At 67.4% G+C, this 20,621-nt stretch carries 14 protein-coding genes, 3 pseudogenes and 1 riboswitch; of the genes and pseudogenes, 5 read left to right on the plus strand and 12 right to left on the minus strand.

The genetic code is table 11. The annotated features are described in order from the left end of the window. The 8 genes and pseudogenes from QT17_RS07645 to aspS form a co-directional block, all read right to left on the minus strand. Positions 1-1,035 (minus strand): thiamine ABC transporter substrate binding subunit, encoded by a 1,035-nt coding sequence (locus tag QT17_RS07645; RefSeq protein ID WP_039458596.1) that lies wholly within the window; start codon positions 1,033-1,035, stop codon positions 1-3. Positions 1,036-1,054: 19 nt separating this feature from the next. Next, positions 1,055-1,148: riboswitch (TPP riboswitch) on the minus strand. Positions 1,149-1,153: 5 nt separating this feature from the next. Further along, complete coding sequence (locus QT17_RS07650) at positions 1,154-2,002, minus strand: alpha/beta fold hydrolase (protein WP_039458598.1); 849 nt, start codon at positions 2,000-2,002, stop codon at positions 1,154-1,156. Next, positions 1,972-2,211, minus strand: coding sequence for a hypothetical protein (locus tag QT17_RS07655; RefSeq protein WP_039458602.1), 240 nt, complete (start codon positions 2,209-2,211; stop codon positions 1,972-1,974). Before QT17_RS07655 ends, QT17_RS07650 begins: the two co-directional genes overlap by 31 nt. Next, positions 2,208-2,786: a fuculose-1-phosphate aldolase gene (locus QT17_RS07660; RefSeq protein WP_039458605.1), complete on the minus strand. Its 579-nt coding sequence runs from the start codon at positions 2,784-2,786 to the stop codon at positions 2,208-2,210. Before QT17_RS07660 ends, QT17_RS07655 begins: the two co-directional genes overlap by 4 nt. A gap of 57 nt (positions 2,787-2,843) precedes the next feature. Next, positions 2,844-7,414, minus strand: a pseudogene (gene rpoC / locus QT17_RS14740) (DNA-directed RNA polymerase subunit beta'). Between the two features lie 15 nt (positions 7,415-7,429). Next, positions 7,430-10,786, minus strand: a complete 3,357-nt coding sequence (locus QT17_RS07670; protein WP_039458608.1) for a DNA-directed RNA polymerase subunit beta — start codon at positions 10,784-10,786, stop codon at positions 7,430-7,432. A 172-nt stretch (positions 10,787-10,958) separates the two neighbouring features. After that, positions 10,959-11,679, minus strand: a pseudogene (locus QT17_RS13325) (transposase). Between the two features lie 23 nt (positions 11,680-11,702). Further along, positions 11,703-12,971, minus strand: a complete 1,269-nt coding sequence (aspS, locus tag QT17_RS07680; protein WP_039458611.1) for an aspartate--tRNA(Asn) ligase — start codon at positions 12,969-12,971, stop codon at positions 11,703-11,705. A 261-nt stretch (positions 12,972-13,232) separates the two neighbouring features. Between aspS and QT17_RS07685 the strand changes: the two are divergent. Then, positions 13,233-13,556: pseudogene (locus tag QT17_RS07685) on the plus strand (hypothetical protein); the annotation flags it as partial. Here QT17_RS07685 and QT17_RS07690 read toward each other — a convergent pair. The 3 genes from QT17_RS07690 to QT17_RS07700 are packed head-to-tail and all read right to left on the minus strand — an operon-like array spanning position 13,501 to position 15,879. Beyond that, positions 13,501-13,839, minus strand: a complete 339-nt coding sequence (locus tag QT17_RS07690; RefSeq protein ID WP_052155185.1) for a hypothetical protein — start codon at positions 13,837-13,839, stop codon at positions 13,501-13,503. The pseudogene QT17_RS07685 and the gene QT17_RS07690 overlap by 56 nt on opposite strands. Then, entirely contained in the window at positions 13,826-15,142 is a 1,317-nt protein-coding gene (locus QT17_RS07695; protein WP_039458614.1) for a phospholipase D-like domain-containing protein, read from the minus strand. The genes QT17_RS07690 and QT17_RS07695 overlap by 14 nt, the downstream gene beginning before the upstream one ends. Continuing rightward, on the minus strand, positions 15,127-15,879 hold the full coding sequence (locus tag QT17_RS07700) for a TatD family hydrolase (RefSeq protein WP_039458617.1): 753 nt from the start codon (positions 15,877-15,879) through the stop codon (positions 15,127-15,129). The genes QT17_RS07695 and QT17_RS07700 overlap by 16 nt, the downstream gene beginning before the upstream one ends. 83 nt (positions 15,880-15,962) lie before the next feature. On the opposite strand from QT17_RS07700, the gene QT17_RS07705 reads away from it, so the two are divergent. Then, positions 15,963-16,949, plus strand: coding sequence for a lipocalin family protein (locus tag QT17_RS07705; protein WP_039458654.1), 987 nt, complete (start codon positions 15,963-15,965; stop codon positions 16,947-16,949). Between the two features lie 45 nt (positions 16,950-16,994). Further along, on the plus strand, positions 16,995-17,648 hold the full coding sequence (locus QT17_RS07710) for a flavodoxin family protein (protein WP_039458619.1): 654 nt from the start codon (positions 16,995-16,997) through the stop codon (positions 17,646-17,648). On the opposite strand, the gene tsaB is transcribed toward QT17_RS07710, so the two are convergent. Then, positions 17,645-18,193 carry a tRNA (adenosine(37)-N6)-threonylcarbamoyltransferase complex dimerization subunit type 1 TsaB gene (gene tsaB / locus QT17_RS07715; protein ID WP_152607356.1) on the minus strand — a complete coding sequence of 183 codons (549 nt, stop codon included), beginning with the start codon at positions 18,191-18,193 and terminating at the stop codon, positions 17,645-17,647. The genes QT17_RS07710 and tsaB overlap by 4 nt on opposite strands. A gap of 30 nt (positions 18,194-18,223) precedes the next feature. Here tsaB and QT17_RS07720 point away from each other — a divergent pair, with 30 nt between their 5' ends. Together QT17_RS07720 and QT17_RS07725 are read left to right on the plus strand one after the other, a co-directional pair. After that, positions 18,224-19,417: a carbohydrate ABC transporter permease gene (locus QT17_RS07720; protein ID WP_039458620.1), complete on the plus strand. Its 1,194-nt coding sequence runs from the start codon at positions 18,224-18,226 to the stop codon at positions 19,415-19,417. Further along, on the plus strand, positions 19,407-20,600 hold the full coding sequence (locus tag QT17_RS07725; protein WP_039458622.1) for a carbohydrate ABC transporter permease: 1,194 nt from the start codon (positions 19,407-19,409) through the stop codon (positions 20,598-20,600). The genes QT17_RS07720 and QT17_RS07725 overlap by 11 nt, the downstream gene beginning before the upstream one ends. The last annotated feature ends 21 nt before the right edge of the window (positions 20,601-20,621 follow it).

Genomic DNA, 20,621 nt, shown 5'->3' on the forward strand with positions numbered 1-20,621 from the left:
CTAGCGCCGCCCCCGGCGCACCGCCTCCGGGCTTTGCCCCTGGAGGACCACCTTGGTCCACTCGTCAATCCAGCGCTCCCGGTTCTCCGCCATGCGCTTGGGGTCCAGCCGCACGCTCCCCACGGGCTCGGGGGCGAAGCGGAAGACCTCGGGCAGCTTGGCGTCCCGGCGGGCGGGGTACATCCACATCTCCGTGGGGATGTTCTCCTGCACGGGGCGGGAGAGGAGCCAGTCCACCAGCTTCTTGGCCCCTACCAGGTTCTTGGTGCCCTTCAGGATGCCCACGAACTCCACCTGGAAGAAGGCGAGCTCCGGGAACAGGTTGGCCGTGGGGGGCTCTTGGTACTTGCCCTCGGAGTAGTAGACCTCGGCGGCGGGGCTGGTGGTGTAGGAAACCACCAAGGGCCGGTCCCCCTTGTAGAGGGTGAAGTGGGTGTAGTAGGCCTCGCTCCAACCCTTGGCCACCCGCACCCCGCCGTCCCGGAGCTTGGCCCAGAAGTCCAGGTAGCCGTCCTCGCCGAAGCGGGCCACGGTGGCCATGAGGAAGGCGAGGCCGGGGGAGCTGGTGGCGGGGTTTTCCACCACCAGAAGCCGGGCATACTCGGGCTTGGCCAGGTCCTCGGGTGCCTTGGGCAGGGGCCGGTTCTGGAAGTAGGCCCTGTCGTAGTTCAGGCTCACCCAGCCGTAGTCCACGGGGAGGGCCCGGAAGGTGGGGTCCAGGAGCAGGGTGGCCTTGAGGTTTCGGATCTCCGGGCTCCTGTAGGGGAGGAGGATGTCCGCCTCCAGGGCCCGGGAGAGGAAGGTGTTGTCAAAGCCGTAGAGGACGTCGGCGATGGGGGCGCTTTTGGTGAGGATGGCCCGGTTCAGGGTTTCCCCCGCGTCCCCCGCCTTGAGGATGCGGAGCTTCAGGCCCGTCTCCCGCTCAAACTGGGCGATAAGGTTCTTGTCCAGGGAAAAGCTCTGGTGGGTGAGGAGCGTGATCTCCTGGGCCAGGCCGAAGGCCAAAAAGAGAAGCAACGCCAAGGCTTTACGCATAAAACCCCTCCTTGTCACCGGGAGGGGCCCGTCACCTTCCCTACGCCGGCATTACCCGGATCAGGTTCCAAGGGTATCTCTCAGCCCCTTTTGGGGCACCCCCGGTGACGTCCTTAGTCTACCACCCTTGAGGGACGAGGACGTGGGCAAGGGCAGCGCGGAAGGCCTCGGCGAAGGCCTCGGGGGCGTCTATCCAGGGATAGTGCCCCGCCCCGGGCACCACCCGGATGGGCGCTTTGAGCCGCTCCGCCACCTCTTCGGCGTAGGGGTAGCTGGTGCCGTCCAGCTCCCCCACCACCACCGCCAGGGCCTTGCGGGAAGGGGCGAGGTAGGGGGTGTAGTCCAGGCGCCAAAGCCCGTTGTGCAGGAAGGCCAGGGCCGGGGTGTCGGGGCCCAGGATGCCCGAGCCTTCCGCCAGCCACTCGTACTCCAGGCGCCCCCTTGGGCTTGGGAACATGAGGCGGTCAAAAAGAAGCTTGGGTTCGGCCTTTTCCAAGGCGGCCTTGAGGTTTTCCTCCGGGTCTTCCCCCGGGGTGAGCCCCGCTGCCTCCGCCAGGCGGGCGGCGAGCCAGGGGAAGTTCACCCAAGGGCCTAAGAGCAAGGCCCCTTCCGCCTCGGGGTAGCGGCGGAGGACCTCCAGGGCCACCACCGCCCCGAAGCCGTGGGCCAGAAGGCCAAACCGCTCTATCCCCAAGGCCTCGGCCAGGGCCAGGGTGTCCTCCACCAGGGCGTCAAGGGTGAAGAGCCGGGGGTCTTGCGGAAGCTCCAGGCTCCGCCCCGAGCCCCGCTGGTCAAAGTAGACCACGCGGAAGCCTTCCAGGTGGTCCTGGAGGCTTTCCCGGAGGACGTAGGCGTTTCCCCCGGGGCCCCCGTGGAGGACCAAGAGGGCGGGGGCGTGCAGGTCCCCCACGTCCTCCACGTAAAGCTCCGCCTCCCCTACGGGGATGTAGCCGATTTCTTCCCGCATCCCCTATAGACTACCCCATCCTCCAAGGTAAAGGTCCAGACCCTGACCCCGGGGAGGCCCTCCGCCAAGGCCTTAGCCTCCTCCGAGGCGCCGAAGACCTGAAGGAGGAACACCCCTTCCCCCGCCAGGAGCCAGTGGGGGTGGGGAAGCCTTTGCGCCAGCGCCCAAAGGGGTTCCCGTTCCTTGCCTTCCACGAAGAGCACCTTCATCCCTTCCCCCAAAGCCGATGGTAAAGGAGGATCTCGGCGCTTTCCTCCAAGGTGGTGAGGAGGCTATAGGCCTCCAGAAGCGCTTCTTCCGGCTTTTCCTTGCGCCCCAAGGCAAAGGCCCCATGCCCCTTGAGGAGGCAGACCGGGTGCTCCCCGAGCGCTTCCGCCACCGCCAAGGCCGCCTCTTCCGTGGCGGAGGTGGTCTTGGGGGAGAGCACGGGGACTTCCTTGAGGTGGTACTGGCCCTCGAGGTCCAAGGGTACGAGCCGCTCCAGGTGCAAGGAGAGGGCCACCGCCACCCGGGGGTGGGCGTGGACCAGGGCCTTGGCCCCCGTCCGCCGGTAAACCTCCCGGTGGATCACGCTTTCCACGCTGGCCCCCGGGGGAAAGGGGCCCTCTAAGGGCACCTCCACCAGGTCCTCCGGGGTAAGCCGGGCCTTCTGCACCCCGCTTTTGGTGATGAGGAAACCCTCCTTGGTGCGCGCGGAAAAGTTGCCCGCGGTGGCGGAGATGAGGCGCTGGGCGAAGAGGTCTTCCCCCACTTGGCGAAAGGCGGCGTAGAGCTTGGCCAACATGGCCCCATTATGGGCCAAGAGACGGCGGGGAGAACCCGCCGCCTCTTAAGCCTTTCCTTAAGCCTGCTTGCCCGGCTGCTCCCGGCGGGGGGCCCGGCGGGCGGGGGCCTCCTTGGTGGCCTCCACCGCCTCCTTGCGGGCCTCCTCCAGGGCCTTCAGGGTCTTCTGGTCCACCACCTGGGTGAAGCGCACGAAGTCGGAGCCGGTGCCGGCGGGGATCAGGCGGCCCAGGATGACGTTTTCCTTGAGGCCGATGAGCTCATCCTTCTTGCCGGCGATGGCCGCCTCGGTGAGGACGTGGGTGGTGTTCTGGAAGCTGGCGGCGGAAAGCCAGCTCTTGGTGGAGAGGGCGCTCTTGGTCACCCCCATGAGGAGGGGCTTCCAGGCCACCGGGGTCTTGCCCTCGGCGATGAGCCGCTCGTTCAGGGCCTCCACGTCCCACTTCTCCAGGACCTGGCCCTCCAGGAGACGGCTGTCCCCGGGGTCGGTGACCTCCACGTACTTGAGCATCTGCCGCACCACGATCTCAATGTGCTTGTCGTGGAGCTTCACCCCCTGGGCCCGGTAAACCTTCTGGATCTCGTCCACCAGGTAGCGCTCCACCGCCTCCGGCCCCTTGGCCTCCAGGAGCTGGTGGGGGTCAATGGCCCCGCGGGTTAGGGGCTGGCCCGCCTCCACGTAGTCCCCGTCCTTCACCACCAAGCGGGCGTCCTTGGGGAGTTTGTACTCCTTGGCGAAGCCCTCGGACTCCACGAAGACGGAAAGCTTCTCCTCGGTTTCCTCAATGCGCACCACGCCGTCAATCTCCGAGATCACCGCCTTGGCCTTGGGCCTGCGGGCCTCAAAGAGCTCAATGACGCGGGGCAGACCCTGGGTGATGTCCGTGCCCGTGGCCACGCCGCCGGTGTGGAAGGTGCGCATGGTGAGCTGGGTGCCGGGCTCCCCGATGGACTCCGCCGCCACCACCCCCACCGCCTCGCCGATGGACACGGGCCGGGCCATGGAGAGGTCATACCCGTAGCACTTCTGGCACACCCCGTAGCGGGTCTGGCAGGTGAGGGGGCTCCGCACGGGCACTTCCTTGATCTCCCCGGCCTCCGCCCCCTTGATGAGGAGGTTCACGTCCTCCAAGGAGAGGTAGCGGCCCTCCTCGAGGCGCACCCCCTGCACCTCCACCTCCCGGGCCAGCACCCTGCCGTAAAGCCCCGCCTCAATGTCCGAGCGCTTCCTGAGGCGCAAGGAGCGGGTCACCTCGTCGGGCTGGAAGAGGGGGACGGAGATGTAGTTGGTGGTGCCGCAGTCCGCCTCCCGCACCACGATCTCGTGGGCCACGTCCACCAACTTGCGGGTGAGGTAGCCCGAGTCGGCGGTCCTGAGGGCGGTGTCCGCCCCACCCTTCCGCGCCCCGTGGCTGGAGATGAAGTACTCCAGCACCGTGAGCCCCTCGCGGAAGGAGGAGCGCACCGGCACCTCAAAGGTTTCCCCCGAGGGCTTTTGCATGAGGCCCCGCATACCGCAAAGCTGGCGGATCTGCTGCGGGTTACCCCGGGCCCCGGACTGGGCCATCACGTAGAGGGGGTTGAAGGGGTAGTTCTCCTCAAAGTTCTTGAAGACCGCCTGGGTGACCTTTTCCGTGGTTTCCGTCCAGAGCTGGATCACCTGGTCGTACCGCTCCCGGTCGGTGAGGAAGCCCATCTCGTAGGCTTGCTCAATCTGGCGGAGCTTGCGGTCGGCCTCTTCCAGGTACTTCTGCTTCTCCGCCGGGATCACGGCGTCGTCAATGCCGATGGTGATCCCGCTGGTGGTGGAGAGGGTGAAGCCGTAGTACTTGAGGGCGTCCAGCAGCTTGGCCGTTTTTTCAATGCCTAGGCGCAGGAAGGACTGGTAGACCAGGTCCTTGAGGGAGTTCTTCTCCTGGGGCACGTCCATCTGGAGGAGCTCCTGGGCCACCTTCTCGTCCCCCACCGCCTCGCCCACGATGCGGGCGAAGAGGATGCGGCCCGGGCTCGTTTCCAGCCGCTTGCCCAGGTAGCGCACCGTGACCACGTCCTGCAGGTCCAGAAGGCCGTGGGCCACGGCCAAAAGGGCCTCGTCCGGGTTGGCGAAGACGAACTTGAGCCGGCCCACGCTGGTTTCCTTGCCCGCCACCTTGATGGGGGCGTTCAGGGCCACCTCGCCCCGCTCGTGGGCGGCCAGGGCCTCCTCGGGGGTGGCGAACTCCCGGCCCGCCCCCTTCTTCTCCCGCCGAACCTGGGTGATGTAGTAAAGCCCCAGGATGATGTCCCGGCTGGGCTTGGCCAGGGGCTCCCCGGAGGCGGGGGAGAGGAGGTTGTGGGCGGAGAGCATCTGGATGCGGGCCTCGGCCTGGGCGAAGGAGGAAAGGGGCACGTGCACCGCCATCTGGTCCCCGTCAAAGTCGGCGTTGAAGGCCTCGCACACCAGGGGGTGGAGCTGGATGGACTGCCCCTCCACCAAAACGGGCTGGAAGGCCTGGATCCCCAGGCGGTGCAGGGTGGGGGCCCGGTTCAGGAGGACCACTTCCCGTGGATCACTCTCAGGGCGTCCCACACCTCGTCCTTGATGTCCCGCTGGCGTTCCAGCATGCGCCGCGCCGCCTTGACGTTGGGGGCGATGCCCTTTTCCTCCATCTTCTTGAGGAGGAAGGGCTTGAAGAGCTCCAGGGCCATGCGCTTGGGCAGGCCGCACTGGTGGAGCTTGAGCTGGGGGCCCACCACGATCACGCTTCGGCCCGAGTAGTCCACCCGCTTGCCCAGGAGGTTCTGCCGGAAGCGCCCTTGCTTGCCGGAGAGGACGTCGGTGAGGCTCCTAAGGGGGCGGTCGGAACCGGGGTTGGTCACGGGGGCCCCGCGGCGGCCGTTATCGATCACGGCGTCCACCGCCTCCTGGAGCATGCGCTTCTCGTTGCGGATGATGATCTCCGGCGCCCCCTGGGCCAAGAGCTTCTTCAGGCGGTTGTTGCGGTTGATGAGGCGGCGGTAGAGGTCGTTGAGGTCGCTGGTGGCGAAGCGGCCCCCGTCCACCTGCACCATGGGGCGAAGGTCCGGGGGCAGGACGGGGACGGCCTCGAGGACCATCCACTCGGGGCGGTTGCCGGAGTCCAGGAAGGCCCGCACCACCTCCAGGCGCTTGCGGGCCTTGGCCCGCCGGGCCCGGGAGGGGTGCTTCATCTCCTCCAGAAGCTCTTTTTCCAGGGCCTCGAGGTCCAGCTCCTTGAGGAGGGCCTGGATGGCCTCAGCCCCCATGCGGGCGTCTATGTCGTAGGCCTCCACCACCCGCACCACGTTGCGGACCAGGTCCACCTCCACCCGGCCGTGGATCTCGCTTTTGACCTTGCCCCCGTCCGCCAGCACGTCCCCCGGGGCCACCCGGTCGCCGGTGGTGACCTCCACGTCGTCTTCAAAGGGGTAGAGGCGGGCCTTCATCACCACGATGCTGGCGGGCTCGTGCAGGTGGACCACGCCCTCGGCCTCGGCGATCACCTCCTCCTCGGGGTCAATGGCGGCCACGATCTTGTCCCCCGGTGCCACCCTGGCCCCTTCAGGCACCACCACGTTCATGTGGGGGGCCACCCGGTATTCCTTGGGCTCGGTCCACTCCAGGGAGAGGGTGAGGTAGACGCTTTCCCCTTCCTCCTCCGCCTCCACCACCTTGGCGTGCATGTGGCGAGGCAGGCGCAAAAGGCCCTTCCCTTCCGCCAGGGGCTGGCCTTCCTCCGCGATCTCCCCGTGCACCACCAAGGGGGTGAGGCCCACGGGGAGGAAGTAGCGGGCCACGGGCTCCTCGTTTTGCAGGAGGGTGAGGAGGTAGCCTTCCTGGAGCTCCGCAAGCTCCACCACCCCCCCTTCCTCGGCCCGGAGGAGGTAGGGCTCGGGAAGCTCCGCCAAAATCTCCCCGGGCTTGTACGCCTCCTTCTCTACCCAGGCGGCCAGGGGCAGGCGCAAGGCGGCCCGCTCCTTCTTCAGGTAGTCCACCACCACCCGGCGGGGGAAGCGGTACAGCGCCACCCCGTCCATGCGGCTCACCACCCCGGGGGCGAGCTCCTGGCCCTTCACCACCTCCTCCCCGTCCTTCACCAGGGCGTCCACCCCCGTGGGCAAGGGGTAGGTTTCCTGCTTGCCGTAGCGGAGCTCCCGGTACTCCTCGTCGGTGAGGAGCTGGCGCTTTTCCACGGGCACGCCGTTCAGGATGGCCCCCTTGGGGTCCAAGACGATGTACTTGCTGAAGTAGAGCACCTGCTCCAGTTCGGTGGCGGAGAGGTCCAGGAGGGTGCCGATCTTGGAGGGCACGTCTTTGACGAACCAGATGTGGGCGGCGGGGGTGGCGAGCTCAATGTGCCCCATGCGGTAGCGGCGCACGATGCTCTTGGTCACCTCCACGCCGCAGCGCTCGCACACCTTGCCCTCAAAGCGCTGGCGCTTGTACTTGCCGCAGGCGCACTCGTAGTCCTTGATGGGACCGAAGATGCGCTCGTCAAAAAGCCCGTCCCGCTCGGGCTTTAGGGTGCGGTAGTTGATGGTTTCCGGCTTCTCCACCTCCCCGTAGCTCCAGGAGCGGATCTTCTCGGGGGAGGCCAGGGCGATGCGGACCTTGCGGACTTCCTTCTTCATCGTTCCTCCAGGTTTTTAGCGCTTGGACGCCAGGCCCTCAAAGATGTCCACGGGGTTGTCCTTCTCGTCCAAGGTCTGCACGTCCAGGGCCAGGGCCTGCAGTTCCTTGACCAAGACGCGGAAGGACTCGGGCACGCTGGGCTCGGGCACGTCCTCGCCCTTGATGATGGCCTCGTAGGCGGCGTTGCGGCCTTCAATGTCGTCGGACTTGAGGGTGAGCATCTCCTGCAGGGTGTGGGCGGCCCCGTAGGCCTCGAGGGCCCACACCTCCATCTCCCCGAAACGCTGGCCGCCGAACTGGGCCTTGCCGCCCAGGGGTTGCTGGGTGATGAGGGAGTAGGGGCCGGTGGAGCGGGCGTGCATCTTGTCCTCCACCATGTGGTAGAGCTTCATGATGAACATCTGCCCCACCACGATGGGCCCCTCAATGGGCTCGCCGGAGCGGCCATCGTAGAGCACCACCTTGCCCTGGGTGAAGAGCTCCCGAAGCTGCTCCTCGGGGCTTCGGCCGGGGGTGACCAGGCCGAGTTTTTCCGCCCGGGCCAGAACCTCCCGTTCCCGCTTGTCCACCCCGAAGCCCTCGGCCTTGCGCTTGCCAAAGTAAAGGTCAAAGGCCTCAGCCAAGAGGGCCTTGATCTCGGGCTCCGTGGCCCCGTCAAACACCGGGGAGATGTAGCGCTGGCCCAGGAAGTAACCCGCCAGGCCCAGGTGGGTTTCCAGGATCTGCCCCAGGTTCATCCGGCTCGGCACGCCCAAGGGGTTTAGGATCACGTCCACCGGGGTGCCGTCCGGCAGGTGGGGCATGTCCTCCACGGGGAGGATCTTGGCCACCACACCCTTGTTCCCGTGGCGGTTGGCCAACTTGTCCCCCACCTGGAGCTTGCGCTTTTGCGCCACGAAGACCCGCACCACCTCCCGCACCCCGGGCTTGAGTTCCACCCCCGGGTCCCCCCGCTTGAGGCGCAGGGTGCCCACCACGATGCCCCCTTCCCCGGGGGGTACCCGCAGGGAGGTGTCCTTCACGTCCCGGGCCTTCTCGCCGAAGATGGAGCGGAGGAGGCGCTCCTCGGGGGAAGGCTCCTGCTCGCCCTTGAAGCTGGTGCGGCCCACCAGGATGTCGCCCGGCTTCACCTCGGCGCCGATGCGCACCACGCCCTCCTCGTCCAGGTCGCGCAAAGCCGCCTCGGAGAGGTGGGGGATGTCCCGGGTGATGCGCTCGGGGCCCAGCTTGGTGTCCCGGGCCTCTATCTCGTAGCGCTCAATGTGGATGGAGGTGTAGAAGTCCCGCTTCAGGAGCTCCTCGCTGATGACGATGGCGTCTTCAAAGTTGTAGCCGTCAAAGGGCATGATGGCCACCAGGACATTCTGCCCCAGGGCCAGGAAGCCTTCCTCGGAGGCGGGGCCATCCGCCAGGAGGTCCCCCTTCTTCACCCTCTGGCCCACCACCACCCGGGGGCGCTGGTCCAAGGCGGTGCCCTGGTTGGAGCGCACGTAGCGGCGCAAGGGGTACTCCACCAGGCGGCCGTCCTCGTAGCGCACGGCGATGCGGCGGCCGTCCACCGCCACCACCTCCCCATCCTCCTCGGCGTACAAGGCGGCCAAGGAGTCCCGCACCACCCGCTCCTCCAGGCCCGTCATCACCACCGGGGCCTGGGCGCGGATGAGGGGCACCGCCTGGGTCTGCATGTTGGAACCCATCAGGGCCCGGTTGGCGTCGTCGTGCTCCAGGAAGGGGATCAGGTTGGTGTTCACGGAGAAGACCTGCTTGGGGGAGACGTCCATGAACTCCACCTCTTCCGGGCTCACGATCACGGGCTCCCCGCGCCGCCGGGCCACCACCCGGTCGGTGGCGATGCGGTTGCCCTCGAGGGGGGTGTTGGCCTGGGCGATGGTGAAGCGGTCCTCCTCCGTGGCGGTCATGTAGGCCACCTCGTCCGTCACCACCCCGTTCACCACCCGGCGGTAGGGGGTGCGGATGAAGCCCAGCTCGTCCACCCGGGCGTAGGCCGCCAGGGAGGTGATGAGGCCGATGTTGGCCCCTTCCGGGGTTTCCACCGGGCAGATGCGGCCGTAGTGGGTGCGGTGGACGTCGCGCACGTCAAAGCCCGCCCGCTCCCGGGTGAGGCCCCCGGGGCCCAAGGCGGAGATGCGGCGCTTGTGGCGCAAGGAGGAGAGGGGGTTGGTCTCGTCCTTGAACTGGGAGAGCTGGCTGCGGCTGAAGAACTCGCGGATGGCGGCCTCGAGGGGCCGGTTGTTCACCAGCTTGGCCGGGGTCAGGGCATCCCCGCCCATGACCATGCGCTCCCGCACCCCGCGGGCCAGGCGGCTCAGGCCCACCCGGAACTGGTCGGCCATGAGCTCCCCCACGGTGCGGATGCGGCGGTTGCCAAGATGGTCAATGTCGTCCACCTCGTGGCCCGGCACCCCGGCGGTGAGGGCGAAGAGGTAGCGCAAGGTGGGCAGGAAGACCTCGTCCTTGAACTCCCCGTCCTCAAAGCGGGCCAGGGTGCGGCCCGAGAGGCGGATGCCGAGCTTTTCCTCCGCCTTGTACCGCCCCGCCTCCCCCAGGTCGTAGCGCCGGGGATCGGCCAAGAGGCCGTAGAGGTAGGCCAGGGCCTTGTCCTTCTTGGGCGGGTCCCCCGGGCGGAGCAGGGTGAAGAGGCGCACCAGGGCTTCCTCGGGGCGCATGGCGAGCACCGCCTCGTCCAAAAGCCCTTGCACCAGCTCCCCGTAGGCCCCAAGCTCGCGGTTTAAGGTCTCGGCGTCGTACCCGAAGACCCTGAGGAGCAGGATCAGGGGGAACTTGCGCTTGTTGACCTTCATGGAGACGGTGCCGTTGGGCTCCAGCTCCAGGTCAATCCAGGGCCCCCGCTTGGGCAGGGGGATGATGCTGGCGATGTACCGCCCGGGGCGGGCGGGGTCGGGGGTGAAGTACACCCCGGGGGAGCGGTGGATCTGGGAAACGATGACCCGGTCGGCCCCGTTGATGATGAAGGAGCCGTCCTCGGTCATCAGGGGGATGTGGCCCAAGAAGACCTCGTCCTCCTTGATGAGCCCGGTGTCCTTGTGGATGAGCTGAAGCCGGCCGTACAAGGGAGCCTGGTAGGTCAGGTCCTTCTGTCGGCACTCGTCAGGGGGAAAGGGGGGCTCGCCGATGCGGTACTCTAAGAAGTCCAGGACCAGACCGCCCTTGCCCTTGTCCCCCTCCTCAATGGGGAAGGTCTCCTTGAAGGCCGCCTGAATCCCCACGTTCTCCCGCTTTTCCGGGGGCACGTCCGCCTGGAGGGCCTTCTTGTAGGAAGCCACCTGGATTTCCGTAAGGGGAGGCAAAGGAATAACCTCTCGGATGCGACCGAACCGCTTAATCTCCATGCGTCACCTCAAAGGGTAAGCGGGCCGCCCGAGGTAAGCTAACAGGGTTCTTCCGCAAGGGGTAGGTCCCTTGCGGCGGCTGGCTCTTACCGTGCTCCCTTGGCCCGACCAAAGAGCACAAACTTTACCTTACATGAAACCCCCCTTTCCGTCAACAACGCAGGGGGCTTGCCTAGTAAATCGCCTTGTACCCCGGAGGAGGGGGGAGGAGGGAAAAGAGAACCCTGAGGCCATAAGCCAAAAGCTCCAAGAACGCCCGCACCATCGCCGTCTTGGGCTTCCTTTCCGCCAAATACCCACCCCTAAGCCCCGTCTTCATCCCCCCAAACACCCCCTCCACTACCCCACGAAACCGGTACACCGCCGGGTCCCACACCTCCCGCCCCCAGGCCCGCAACCTATCCCGCGCCTCACCCCCTCCCCGCAACCGAATCTGCGGATGGAGCTCTAGCTCCGCCACCCTCCCCCACACCTCCTGCCCGTCAAACCCCGCGTCCGCCACCAACGTCCCCCCACGGGGACCAAACCTCCCCAAAGCCCATGCCCCCAAGACGGGATCGGGGGCATATCCCATCCCCACAGTTCCCCCAAAGGGCCAAAGGAGCTTCCTCCCCCGCTCCCACCGCGCCAGGGCCAGGAGCCGGCTATGCCCCCGCACCCGCCGCACCTCCTCCCCCCTGCGGTACCGCAGTACCTGGTCCTCCCTCCGGTAGCTCAGGCCGGTGGTGTCCATGAGGTAAAGGGGGGGTCGGGGTCTTGGGGTGAGAGGTGGGCCTCCACCTCCTGGGCGAGGCGGAGGCGGTGGGTGAGGACCTCTTTGGGGCTCGGTTCTCGCCGGGGAAAGCCGCGCTTGCCCATGGGGTTAGGGTGCATAGACCTAACGGATTTTGCAAGGCAAGCCCACAAGGGTTTTGACCTAAGGGGTGAGTCGGTGGCGGTCCCGGGGGAAGGCCCGGGCGTAGCGCACGTTGGGCAGGCCCAGGAGCTTTTGCGTGAGCCTTTCCGCCCCGATGGCGAACCCCCCGTGGGGGGGCATGCCGTACTTGAAGACCTCCAGGTAGCCCTGGAAGCCCTCGGGGTCCATGCCCTTTTCCTCTAGGCTTCGCAAGAGCTCCTCGTGGCGGTGGATGCGCTGGCCTCCCGAGGTGATCTCCAGGCCGCGGAAGAGGAGGTCAAAGCTCCGGGTGGTGCCGTCGGGCTCGGGGTAGGTGTAAAAGGGGCGCACCGCCTTGGGGTAGCGGGTGAGGAAGAGCCAGTCCGTGCCCCAGCGCTCCTTGGCGTACTGGCCCAGGAGGCGCTCCGCCTCCTCGGAGAGGTCCTGGCCGGCGGGGTAGCCGAGCTCCTCCTTGAGGAGGCGGCGGGCCTCCGCCAGGGTCAGGCGGGGGATGTCCTTTGGGAAGGAGGGCCACTCGGCCCCGAGGAGCCGTATCTCGTTCCCCGCGCTGGCGAGGGCCTCCTCCAGCATTTCCTGAAGGAGTTCCTCCTCCAGGCGCATGAGGTCCTCTTCCCCGGCGATGAAGCCCATCTCCACGTCCAAGGAGAGGTACTCGTTCAGGTGGCGGCTGGTGTTGTGCTCCTCCATGCGCCACACCGGGGCCACCTCGTAGACCCGCTCAAACACCCCCACCATGATCTGCTTGTAGAGCTGGGGGGACTGGGCCAGGTACGCCCGGTGTTCAAAGTAGTCCACGCCGAAGAGCCCCGAGCCCCCTTCCGCCCCGGCCCGCACCACCTTGGGGGTGAAGATCTCCGTGAAGTCGTGCCGGTCCAAGTAGCGGCGGAAGCCCCGCACCAAGGCGGCCTGGACCTTGAGGGGGGCGCGGGCTTTTTCCCCCCTTAGGGTCACGTAGCGGTATTCCAGGAGGGTGTCGGGGTGGGCCCGCCACTCCTCTTTGGGGATCTCCACCGGGGTGGGTTCCAGGGCGGGGGAGAGGACCTCGAGGTCCCGGGCCCGGACCTCGAGGCCCCCCGGGGCCTTGGGGCTTAAGACCACCACCCCCCGCACCCGGAGGGCGGACTCGGGGAGGGGAAGTTTCCTGCCCCCCGTGACCACCTGCACCACCCCGCTTCGGTCCCGGAGGAGGAGGAACTGCACCTTCCCCAGGTCCCGCCGCCAGTGGAGGAAGCCCAAAAGCTCCACCTCTTCGCCCACGTGCTCCTTTAGGTCTTTCAAAAGTACGCGCATGCTTCCCTCCCTAAGCGTTGGCCCCCCCCGGCCATGGGGACCGGGGGGGCCGGGTGCGCCGCCCCCCAGCTAGCCGTTGTTGAGAAAGCGCGGGCGCATATTGCGCCTAAGTTTAGGGGCTTTCCTGGGGGAGGTCAAGCCGCTCAGGGCTTGCCTTGCAAACCTCGTCTACGGTATACATCCTAGCACCATGGGCAAGCGCGGCTTTCCCCGGCGAGAACCAAGCCCCAAAGAGGTCCTCACCCACCGCCTCCGCCTCGCCCAGGAGGTGGAGGCCCACCTCGCACACCAAGACCCCGACCCCCCCTTTACCTCATGGACACCACCGGCCTGAGCTACCGGAGCAAGGACCAGGTACTGCGGTACCGCAGGGGGGAGGAGGTGCGGCGGGTGCGGGGGCATAGCCGGCTCCTGGCCCTGGTGCGGTGGGAGCGGGGGATGAAGACGGGGCTTAGGGGTGGGTATTTGGCGGAAAGGAAGCCCAAGACGGCGATGGTGCGGGCGTTCTTGGAGCTTTTGGCTTATGGCCTCAGGGTTCTCTTTTCCCTCCTCCCCCCTCCTCCGGGGTACAAGGCGATTTACTAGGCAAGCCCAGCCGCTCAAAGGCCAGGACGAGCTCGGGAAGCGCCTCGGGCCCCGCCACGGCGAAGAAGTTTTCCTCCACCTCCCAGCGGGCCGCCCACTCCCCCGCCACCCCGGCCAGGGTCTTGGGGCCCGCCTCCTCCTTGAGGAAGCGCCGCCGGCGAAGCCTCTGGTGTCCTCCTTCCCCGTAGAAGACCTGGTAGACCACGCCGCCTCGGCGCTTCTCCGCGTACCACCCCCCTTCAATGGGGCTCACCTCGTAGCCCAAGGCCTTAAGGGCTTCCATCCAGGACCTCGAGGGCCTCGGGGCCTTCCAGGACGATTTCGTAGTAGCCGGCGTAAAGGACGATGCGCCCCTTGGCCCGCACCTTCTTGCCCAGGTAGCTTTGGGGGAAGGGCTGTTGGAAAAGGCTGTAGCTTCGCGGGAAGACCACCAGGCGCAGGTCGCTTTCCCCCGTGCCGAAGTGGAGGAAGGCCACGGTGCCCCGGTCCTCCACCCGCTGGATCACCCCTTCCACCCGGGCCACCCGGCCGAAATACCGGGGGGCCTCCTGCCAGGGGATGGTCCCTTCCACCTCGGGCAGGGCGAAGGGGTTTTCCCTTAGCCCCGCTTGGAAGTCCTTTTCCATCACCGCCAGGAGGCGGGCGAAGGCCTCGGGGGCCTCCTTGCGGGAAAGGCGCACGGCGAGCTCGCGGTTGGCGTTTAAGGAGTTGGCGCTCAGGTTGATGCTTCCCAAAAGGGCCACCTCCCCGTCTTGCACCAGCACCTTGGCGTGGACGTAGGGGTCGGGGAGGAAGCGCACCTCGGCCCCCGCCTCCCTTAGCGCCTCCGCCCCCGCCAGGAAGTAGGTGTCCCCGGGCTCGGCGGGGCTTCCCACCAGGCGCACCCTAACCCCCCGGGCCAAGGCCGCCCGCAGGGCCGCCAGCACCTCCGGGTCCGCCATGGCCTGGTGCTCCAGGAAAAGCTCGCGCTTGGCCCCTTGGATGAGGGCAAGGAGAACCTCGCGGGCGTTTCCCTCCTTGACCCCGCCCAGGACGCGGCTTGGGGCCCAGACGAGGAGGGACCGGGAGAGGTCCAGGCGCTCCCCCTTCCAGTCCGCCTCAAAGACCCGGGCCACCTCCGCCACCTCTTTGGGGTCGTCCAGGATGAGGGCGTACTCCCGGTTGGCGCTGAAGGAGCTCCCGGTGAAGTTCATGGTCCCCACCCAGGCCCACTTCCGGTCCACCACCAGGCTCTTCTCGTGGACGAAGACGAAGCGGAAGGGGGTGGTGAGGCGCACCTCCACCCCCCGTTCCTTCAGGGCCTGGTAGACGGTGAGGTCCACCCGCCCCCCTGAGGGCTCCCGCTCCAGGAGGACCCTCACCTTGACCCCCCGGGCCACCGCCTCCCCCAGGGCCTCCACCACGTCCATGCGGCTTGGGGTCCAGAGGTAGGCCTTGACCAGGATCTCCGCCTTGGCGGCGCGGATGAGGTCCAAAAGGGGCGCCACCCCGTCCTCGGGCTCCACCACCAGCCGGGGGGCCGCCAGGACGGTGAGGAGGAGAAAAACCAGGGTAAAGAGAAGCCTTCGCATCACCACCCAAAGCATACCTGGGCGTTTTGGTCCGTGAGGGCCTCCGCCTCCTTTAGGCCCATCCCCAGGACCTCCGCCAGCTTGGCCAGGGTGTGGCGCACGTAGTGGGGGCGGTTGCGCCTGCCCCGGTGGGGCTCGGGGGGGAGGAAGGGGGTGTCGGTTTCCACTAGGAGGCGGTCCTTGGGCAGGCGCTTCGCCGCCTCCCGGAGGGCCTCGTTCTTCTTGTAGGTGAGGGGGCCGGCGAAGCTGAAGTAAGCCCCCACCTCGAGGCCCGCCCGCTCCAAAGCCGGGTGCCCCCCGAAGGCGTGGAGGACGGCCCGCTTGGGGCGGTGGAGGAGAAGCCAGGCGGCGAGGTCCTCCTCGGCGCTAGCGTCCTTGCTCCGCACGTGGAGGACCAAGGGAAGCCCCCTTTCTTCCGCCAAGGCCGCCTGGAAGTCCAGGGCCCTAAGCTGGGCGGCCTTGGTCTCGGGGGTCCAGTAGTAGTCCAAGCCCGTCTCCCCGATGGCCTTCACCCGGCCGTGGCCCGCATAGTGGCGGAGCGCCTCCTCCACCTCGGGGGAGAGGAGGTGGGCGCTCGTGGGGTGGAGGCCGATGGCGGCGTAGACGTTTTCCTGGGCGAGGGACAGGGTCTTCTCCCAGCGGCTTGGGTCCACCCCTAGGGTGAGGACCGCTTTGAGCTCGGGCAGGTGGGCCTTCACCTCCTCCAGCTCCTCGGGCTCCAGGAAGTCCAGGTGGGCGTGGGTGTCGGTCATGGGCTCAGCTTAGCCCAAGGGGCCCTTGTCGGCCGGGCTACGAAGGGCCTATGCCTTCCCCGTATCCTGAAGGGGAGGCTTCCATGAAGCGGCTACTTCCCTTAGCCCTTCTCCTTTCCGCCTGCGCCCCCCTTCTTTTGGGGGTGGACCCCGGGCGGCTTCCCGACCCCGGGGACTGGGACCCCAAGCCCGCTCCCTTGGAGTGGTGGTACGCCTCGGGCTTCGCCGGGCCCTACGCCTTCCACTTCGCCTTCTTCAAGGCTTACCCCCCGCCTGCCTACCGCATCCTGGGCCTTCCGGGAAGCCTCTTCGGCCCCTTCCACGCCGCCCACCTGGCCCTCACGGACCTGCGCACGGGGGAAAGGCGGTTTCTGGAGGTGGCGGACCAGGACCTCCTGGCCCCCCGGGGCCGGGCGGAGCCGGGGCCGCGGCTTTGGGTGGGGGACTGGCGCTTTGGGCGGGAGGGGGAAGGCTTTGCCCTCCAGGCGGGTCCCTTGGCCCTTTTCCTCCTCCCGGAAAAACCCCCCGTGGTCCACCCCCCGGGCTACTCGGGCACGGAGGCGACGGGGCGGATGTACTACCAGTCCTACACCCGGGCCCGGGCCTGGGGGAGGGTCTTGGGGGAGGAGGTGATTGGGGAAGCCTGGCTGGACCACCAGTGGGGGGAGCAGTTTGCCGGCCTCGAGGCCACCTGGGACTGGTTCGGCCTCCACCTTTCCGACGGCTCCGAGCTCATGGCCTACCAGGTGAAGGACGCCCAGGGCCGGGTGGTCCAGGTTCTGGGAAGCCGGGTGGATCCCTTGGGGCGGGTGGACGCGCTGGACCTGGCCTTCGTGCCCCTGGAGGCCTGGAAAAGCCCCTCGGGCCGGGTCTACACCCTTTCTTGGCGCCTCGAGGGCGCGGATTTGGACCTCACCCTGCGCCCCCTCTTCCGGGATGGGGAGATCCTCTCCCGCACCACCCGGGTGGCCTACTGGGAAGGGCCCGTGGCGGGGGAGGGGAGGCTGAAGGGCTACCCCGTGCGGGCCCGGGGGATGGGGGAGTTTGTGGCGGGGACCTTCCGCCCTTAAATGCGCCTGCTATACTAAAGGAGGTTTAGTGCCTGGGTGATATTTATGGGTTTACGCGTGCTCGGCGTCAACGCATCGGCACGGACGGACGGGTTTACGGCGGAGCTTCTGGACGAGGTTTTGGAGGCGGCCAGGCGCAAGGGAGCCACCACGGAGCGCCTGGATTTGGTGAAGCACCCTTTCCCCTTGTGCGTGGGGAACTACTCCCAAGACCCTTCCTCCTGCGGCCCCGAAACCTGCGTGCAGGGGCCTTGGGACGGGTTTGGCAAGGTGGCGGAGCGGATCCTGAACGCCGACGCCGTGGTCTTCGCCACCCCCGTGTACTGGTTTAGCGTTTCCGCCCGGATGAAGGCCCTCCTGGAGCGGATGACCTCCATGGAGAACCAGGGGCTTTTGAACCTGGGCAAGCCCATGGCCCTTTTGGCCGTGGCCGAGGAGGAGGGGGCGAGCCAGGCCTTGAGCCAGATGCTCCTGCCCCTTGCCTACATGGGCTTCGTCCTCGCCCCCTTGGGGCTGGTCTACGCCCACCGGCGGGGGATTACCTCCTTCAAGGAAAACCCCGAGCTGGTGGAGGACGCCCGCATCGCCGGGGAGAACCTGGTCCTCATGACCGAAAGGCTCCGGGGAGCCCCCTTCCAAGAACCCCTTCCCAGCTACGTCTACCGGGTTCCCCGCCTTCCGGGGGTGGCGGCGGACTAGAGGTAGAGGGGCTCCACCCCTTCTTGGGCGAAGGGTTTTAGGGCGTAAAGGGCCCAGGGGTCCGGGGGCGGGTCCAGGAGGAGGCCCGTTTGGGGAAGCTCCTCCGCCTTGAGCTTCCGGGGGGGGCTCAGCACCAGGGGCTTTCCTTCCCGCTTGGCGTAGGTGGCCCCGTAGTAGAGGCGGTTCCGGGCGGTGAAGAGGGGGGTGAGGGGCGGCCCGCCCTCCGCCAAGAAGGGCCAGCAGGCGGCGAGGAGGGAGCTCACCCCATGGACCCTGGCCCCCTGGGCCAGGGCCACCCCGAGCCCCGCCGCCAAGGCGATGCGAAGGCCCGTGTAGGAGCCCGGGCCCGTGCCCAGGACCAAGGCCCCGATCTCCTCCCGCCTGGCCCCCACCTCGGCCAGGACCTCGTCCAGGAGGGTAAAGAGCACCTCCTCGTGCCGCCTTCCCAGGCGCACCACCCGGCCCACTCCCTCTTCGCCCCGGAAGAGGCCCAGGGCCAAATAGGGGGTGGCGGTGTCCAGGGTCAGGGTCCACACGCCTTCCATCCTAAGGGGGTTGGTATACTCCGGCACGGGATGCGGGGGTACCCGTTGCACCTCCTCCTTTCCTTGGGGGTCCTTTTGGCCTTGGCGGTGCTGGCGGAAAGGCTCCGCTTCGCCCCCGGCTTTTTGGTTCCCCTGGGCCTTCTCGCCTACGGCGCCTTGGCCCTCCATGGCCTCCGCTATGGCCTGCGCCACGCCCTTTTGCTTTTGGGGCTTCTCGCCCCTTGGTTTCCCTGGGCGCCCGTCCTCGCTCCCCTCGCCTTCGCCCTCCTCTTCGGCCGGCGCATGGGGGAGAAGGAGCAGGCGGCCTTTTACGGCTGGGCCCTGGTCTGGCCCGCCTTGGCGCTTCTTCTGGTCTGGCAGGTCTTTCCCACCTTTTATGCCTTTTACCTGAGCCTCTTTGAGAAGGTGAACTTCCTGCGCCCGGCGGCCTTCTCCGGGCTTGAGAACTACCACATCCTCCTCAAGGACCCCCTTTTCTGGCGGGCCTTGGGCAACACCTTCTGGTACGTGGTCTTCACCGTGCCCACGGGGCTTCTTCTGGCCACGGCCATCGCCATCCTCCTGAACACGGGGGTGGCCTTCCAGGGGTTTTACCGCACCCTCTTCTTCCTGCCCTACATCACCGCCCTCACCGCGGCGGCGGCGGTGTGGCGCTGGATCTACCACCCGGAGTTCGGCTTCCTGAACTGGCTCCTGGGCACCCCGGGCCTGGACTGGCTCAACACTCCCACCGGGGTCTTCGCCCTTCTCCTGAGACCCTTGGGCCTCGAGCCCCAGGGCTTTTGGGCCGGGCCGAGCCTGGCCTTCGTGGCAGTGATGGCCATGAGCGTCTGGCACTTCCTGGGGTACCAGGTGGTGATCCTCCTGGCGGGGCTCCAGGCCATCCCCAAGGAGTACTACGAGGCGGCGGAGCTGGACGGGGCCAACTTTTTCCAAAAGCACCGCCTCATCACCTGGCCCCTCCTTTCCCCCACCACCTTTTTCCTGTTCACCCTGGGGGTGATCGGGGCCTTCCAGGTCTTCACCCAGGTTTACGTCCTGACCCCCACGGGGGGGGTGCTGCAGGACACCCTGACCCTGGCCTTCTACCTCTACAACAAGGGCTTCCGCGACTCGGATTTCTCCTACGCCAGCGCCATCGCCATGGTGACCTTCCTCCTCATCCTGGTCCTCACCCTGGTGCAGCGGCGGGTTCTGGAGCGGCGGGTGAACTATGAGATTTAGGGCCTTTTCCCTCCTGGTCCACCTCCTTCTCCTCGGCCTGGGGGTGGTGATGGCCTTCCCCTTTTACTGGATGCTGGCCACGAGCCTCAAAAGCCCCCAGGAGGCCCTGCAGGCCAAGCCCATCTGGGTGCCGGAGCGGATGAAGCCAAGGAACTGGGTGAAGGCGGCGAAGCTCGGGGATAGCCCCTTCTGGGGGGGATTGGGCCCGGGGCGGAGCGTGGAGCTCGCCTTTCCCGGGGAAGAGGGGAAGCCCCCCAGGGCCTTCGTGCCCCGAACCCCCGGGGCCTTTTTTGACCCGGTGGCGGACGGCACCCGGGTGGAGGTGGCCTACCGGGAAGGGGCCTGGCGGGTCCGGCTCACCAACGCCACGGATAAAGCCTTCCGGGTTCTCCCCTTGGTGGTCCTCTGGCCCAAGGAGGCGTCCCTGGCCCCGCCATTGCCCCCGGACGCCCTCCGCTCCCAAGGGGAGATGTGGCGCCTGGAGTGGGTGAACGCGGTGCCCGGGGCCTTGGGGTACGTGTTCCACAACTACCTCGAGGCCTGGCGGGCCGCCCCTTGGGGCCGCTACTTCTTCAATAGCTTCTTCACCGCCTTCACCCAGGTGGCGGTGGGTCTCTTCCTGGCGGCCCTGGCCGCCTTCGCCCTGGCCCGGGTGCCCTTTCCCGGCAAGGAGGGGGTGTTCGTCCTCATCCTGGCCACCCTGATGGTGCCCGGGGAGGTCCTCCTCATCCCCAACTACGTCCTTCTGGCCCGGCTGGGCTGGCTGGACACCTACTACGCCCTCATCGTGCCCTGGCTGGCCTCCGTCTTCGGCATCTTCCTCCTGCGGCAGTTCTACCTCTCCCTGCCCCAAGACCTCTTTGACGCCGCCCGGATTGACGGGGCCGGGTACCTGACCCAGCTTTTCCGCATCGCCTTGCCCCTTTCCCTGCCGGGCCTGGTGTCCTACGGCATCTTCACCTTCCTGGGGGCCTACAACGCCCTCCTTTGGCCCCTCATCGTCACCCAAAGCCCCGAGATGCGCACGGTGCAGCTGGGCCTCCAGGCCTTCGTTTCCGAGGCGGGCTCGGACTACGGGGCCCTGATGGCCGCCAGCACCTTCGTGATCCTCCCCATCGTCCTGGGCTACTTCGTGGCCCAAAGGCAGTTCATCCAGGGCATCGCCCGCTCGGGGCTCAAGTAGCTGACCCTGTTCTGGCGCCAG

It is taken from the genome of Thermus sp. 2.9 (assembly GCF_000794385.1).
In the GTDB taxonomy this organism is placed as follows: Bacteria; Deinococcota; Deinococci; order Deinococcales; family Thermaceae; genus Thermus; species Thermus thalpophilus.

Excerpts from the sequence above, each read along its gene's own strand:
- QT17_RS07645 (WP_039458596.1), bottom strand. The coding sequence starts at position 1,035 with ATGCGTAAAGCCTTGGCGTTGCTTCTCTTTTTGGCCTTCGGCCTGGCC.
- QT17_RS07650 (WP_039458598.1), bottom strand. The coding sequence starts at position 2,002 with ATGCGGGAAGAAATCGGCTACATCCCCGTAGGGGAGGCGGAGCTTTAC.
- QT17_RS07655 (WP_039458602.1), bottom strand. The coding sequence starts at position 2,211 with ATGAAGGTGCTCTTCGTGGAAGGCAAGGAACGGGAACCCCTTTGGGCG.
- QT17_RS07660 (WP_039458605.1), bottom strand. The coding sequence starts at position 2,786 with ATGTTGGCCAAGCTCTACGCCGCCTTTCGCCAAGTGGGGGAAGACCTC.
- QT17_RS07670 (WP_039458608.1), bottom strand. The coding sequence starts at position 10,786 with ATGGAGATTAAGCGGTTCGGTCGCATCCGAGAGGTTATTCCTTTGCCT.
- aspS (WP_039458611.1), bottom strand. The coding sequence starts at position 12,971 with ATGCGCGTACTTTTGAAAGACCTAAAGGAGCACGTGGGCGAAGAGGTG.
- QT17_RS07690 (WP_052155185.1), bottom strand. The coding sequence starts at position 13,839 with ATGGAAGCCCTTAAGGCCTTGGGCTACGAGGTGAGCCCCATTGAAGGG.
- QT17_RS07695 (WP_039458614.1), bottom strand. The coding sequence starts at position 15,142 with ATGCTTTGGGTGGTGATGCGAAGGCTTCTCTTTACCCTGGTTTTTCTC.
- QT17_RS07700 (WP_039458617.1), bottom strand. The coding sequence starts at position 15,879 with ATGACCGACACCCACGCCCACCTGGACTTCCTGGAGCCCGAGGAGCTG.
- QT17_RS07705 (WP_039458654.1), top strand. The coding sequence starts at position 15,963 with ATGAAGCGGCTACTTCCCTTAGCCCTTCTCCTTTCCGCCTGCGCCCCC.
- QT17_RS07710 (WP_039458619.1), top strand. The coding sequence starts at position 16,995 with ATGGGTTTACGCGTGCTCGGCGTCAACGCATCGGCACGGACGGACGGG.
- tsaB (WP_152607356.1), bottom strand. The coding sequence starts at position 18,193 with ATGGAAGGCGTGTGGACCCTGACCCTGGACACCGCCACCCCCTATTTG.
- QT17_RS07720 (WP_039458620.1), top strand. The coding sequence starts at position 18,224 with ATGCGGGGGTACCCGTTGCACCTCCTCCTTTCCTTGGGGGTCCTTTTG.
- QT17_RS07725 (WP_039458622.1), top strand. The coding sequence starts at position 19,407 with ATGAGATTTAGGGCCTTTTCCCTCCTGGTCCACCTCCTTCTCCTCGGC.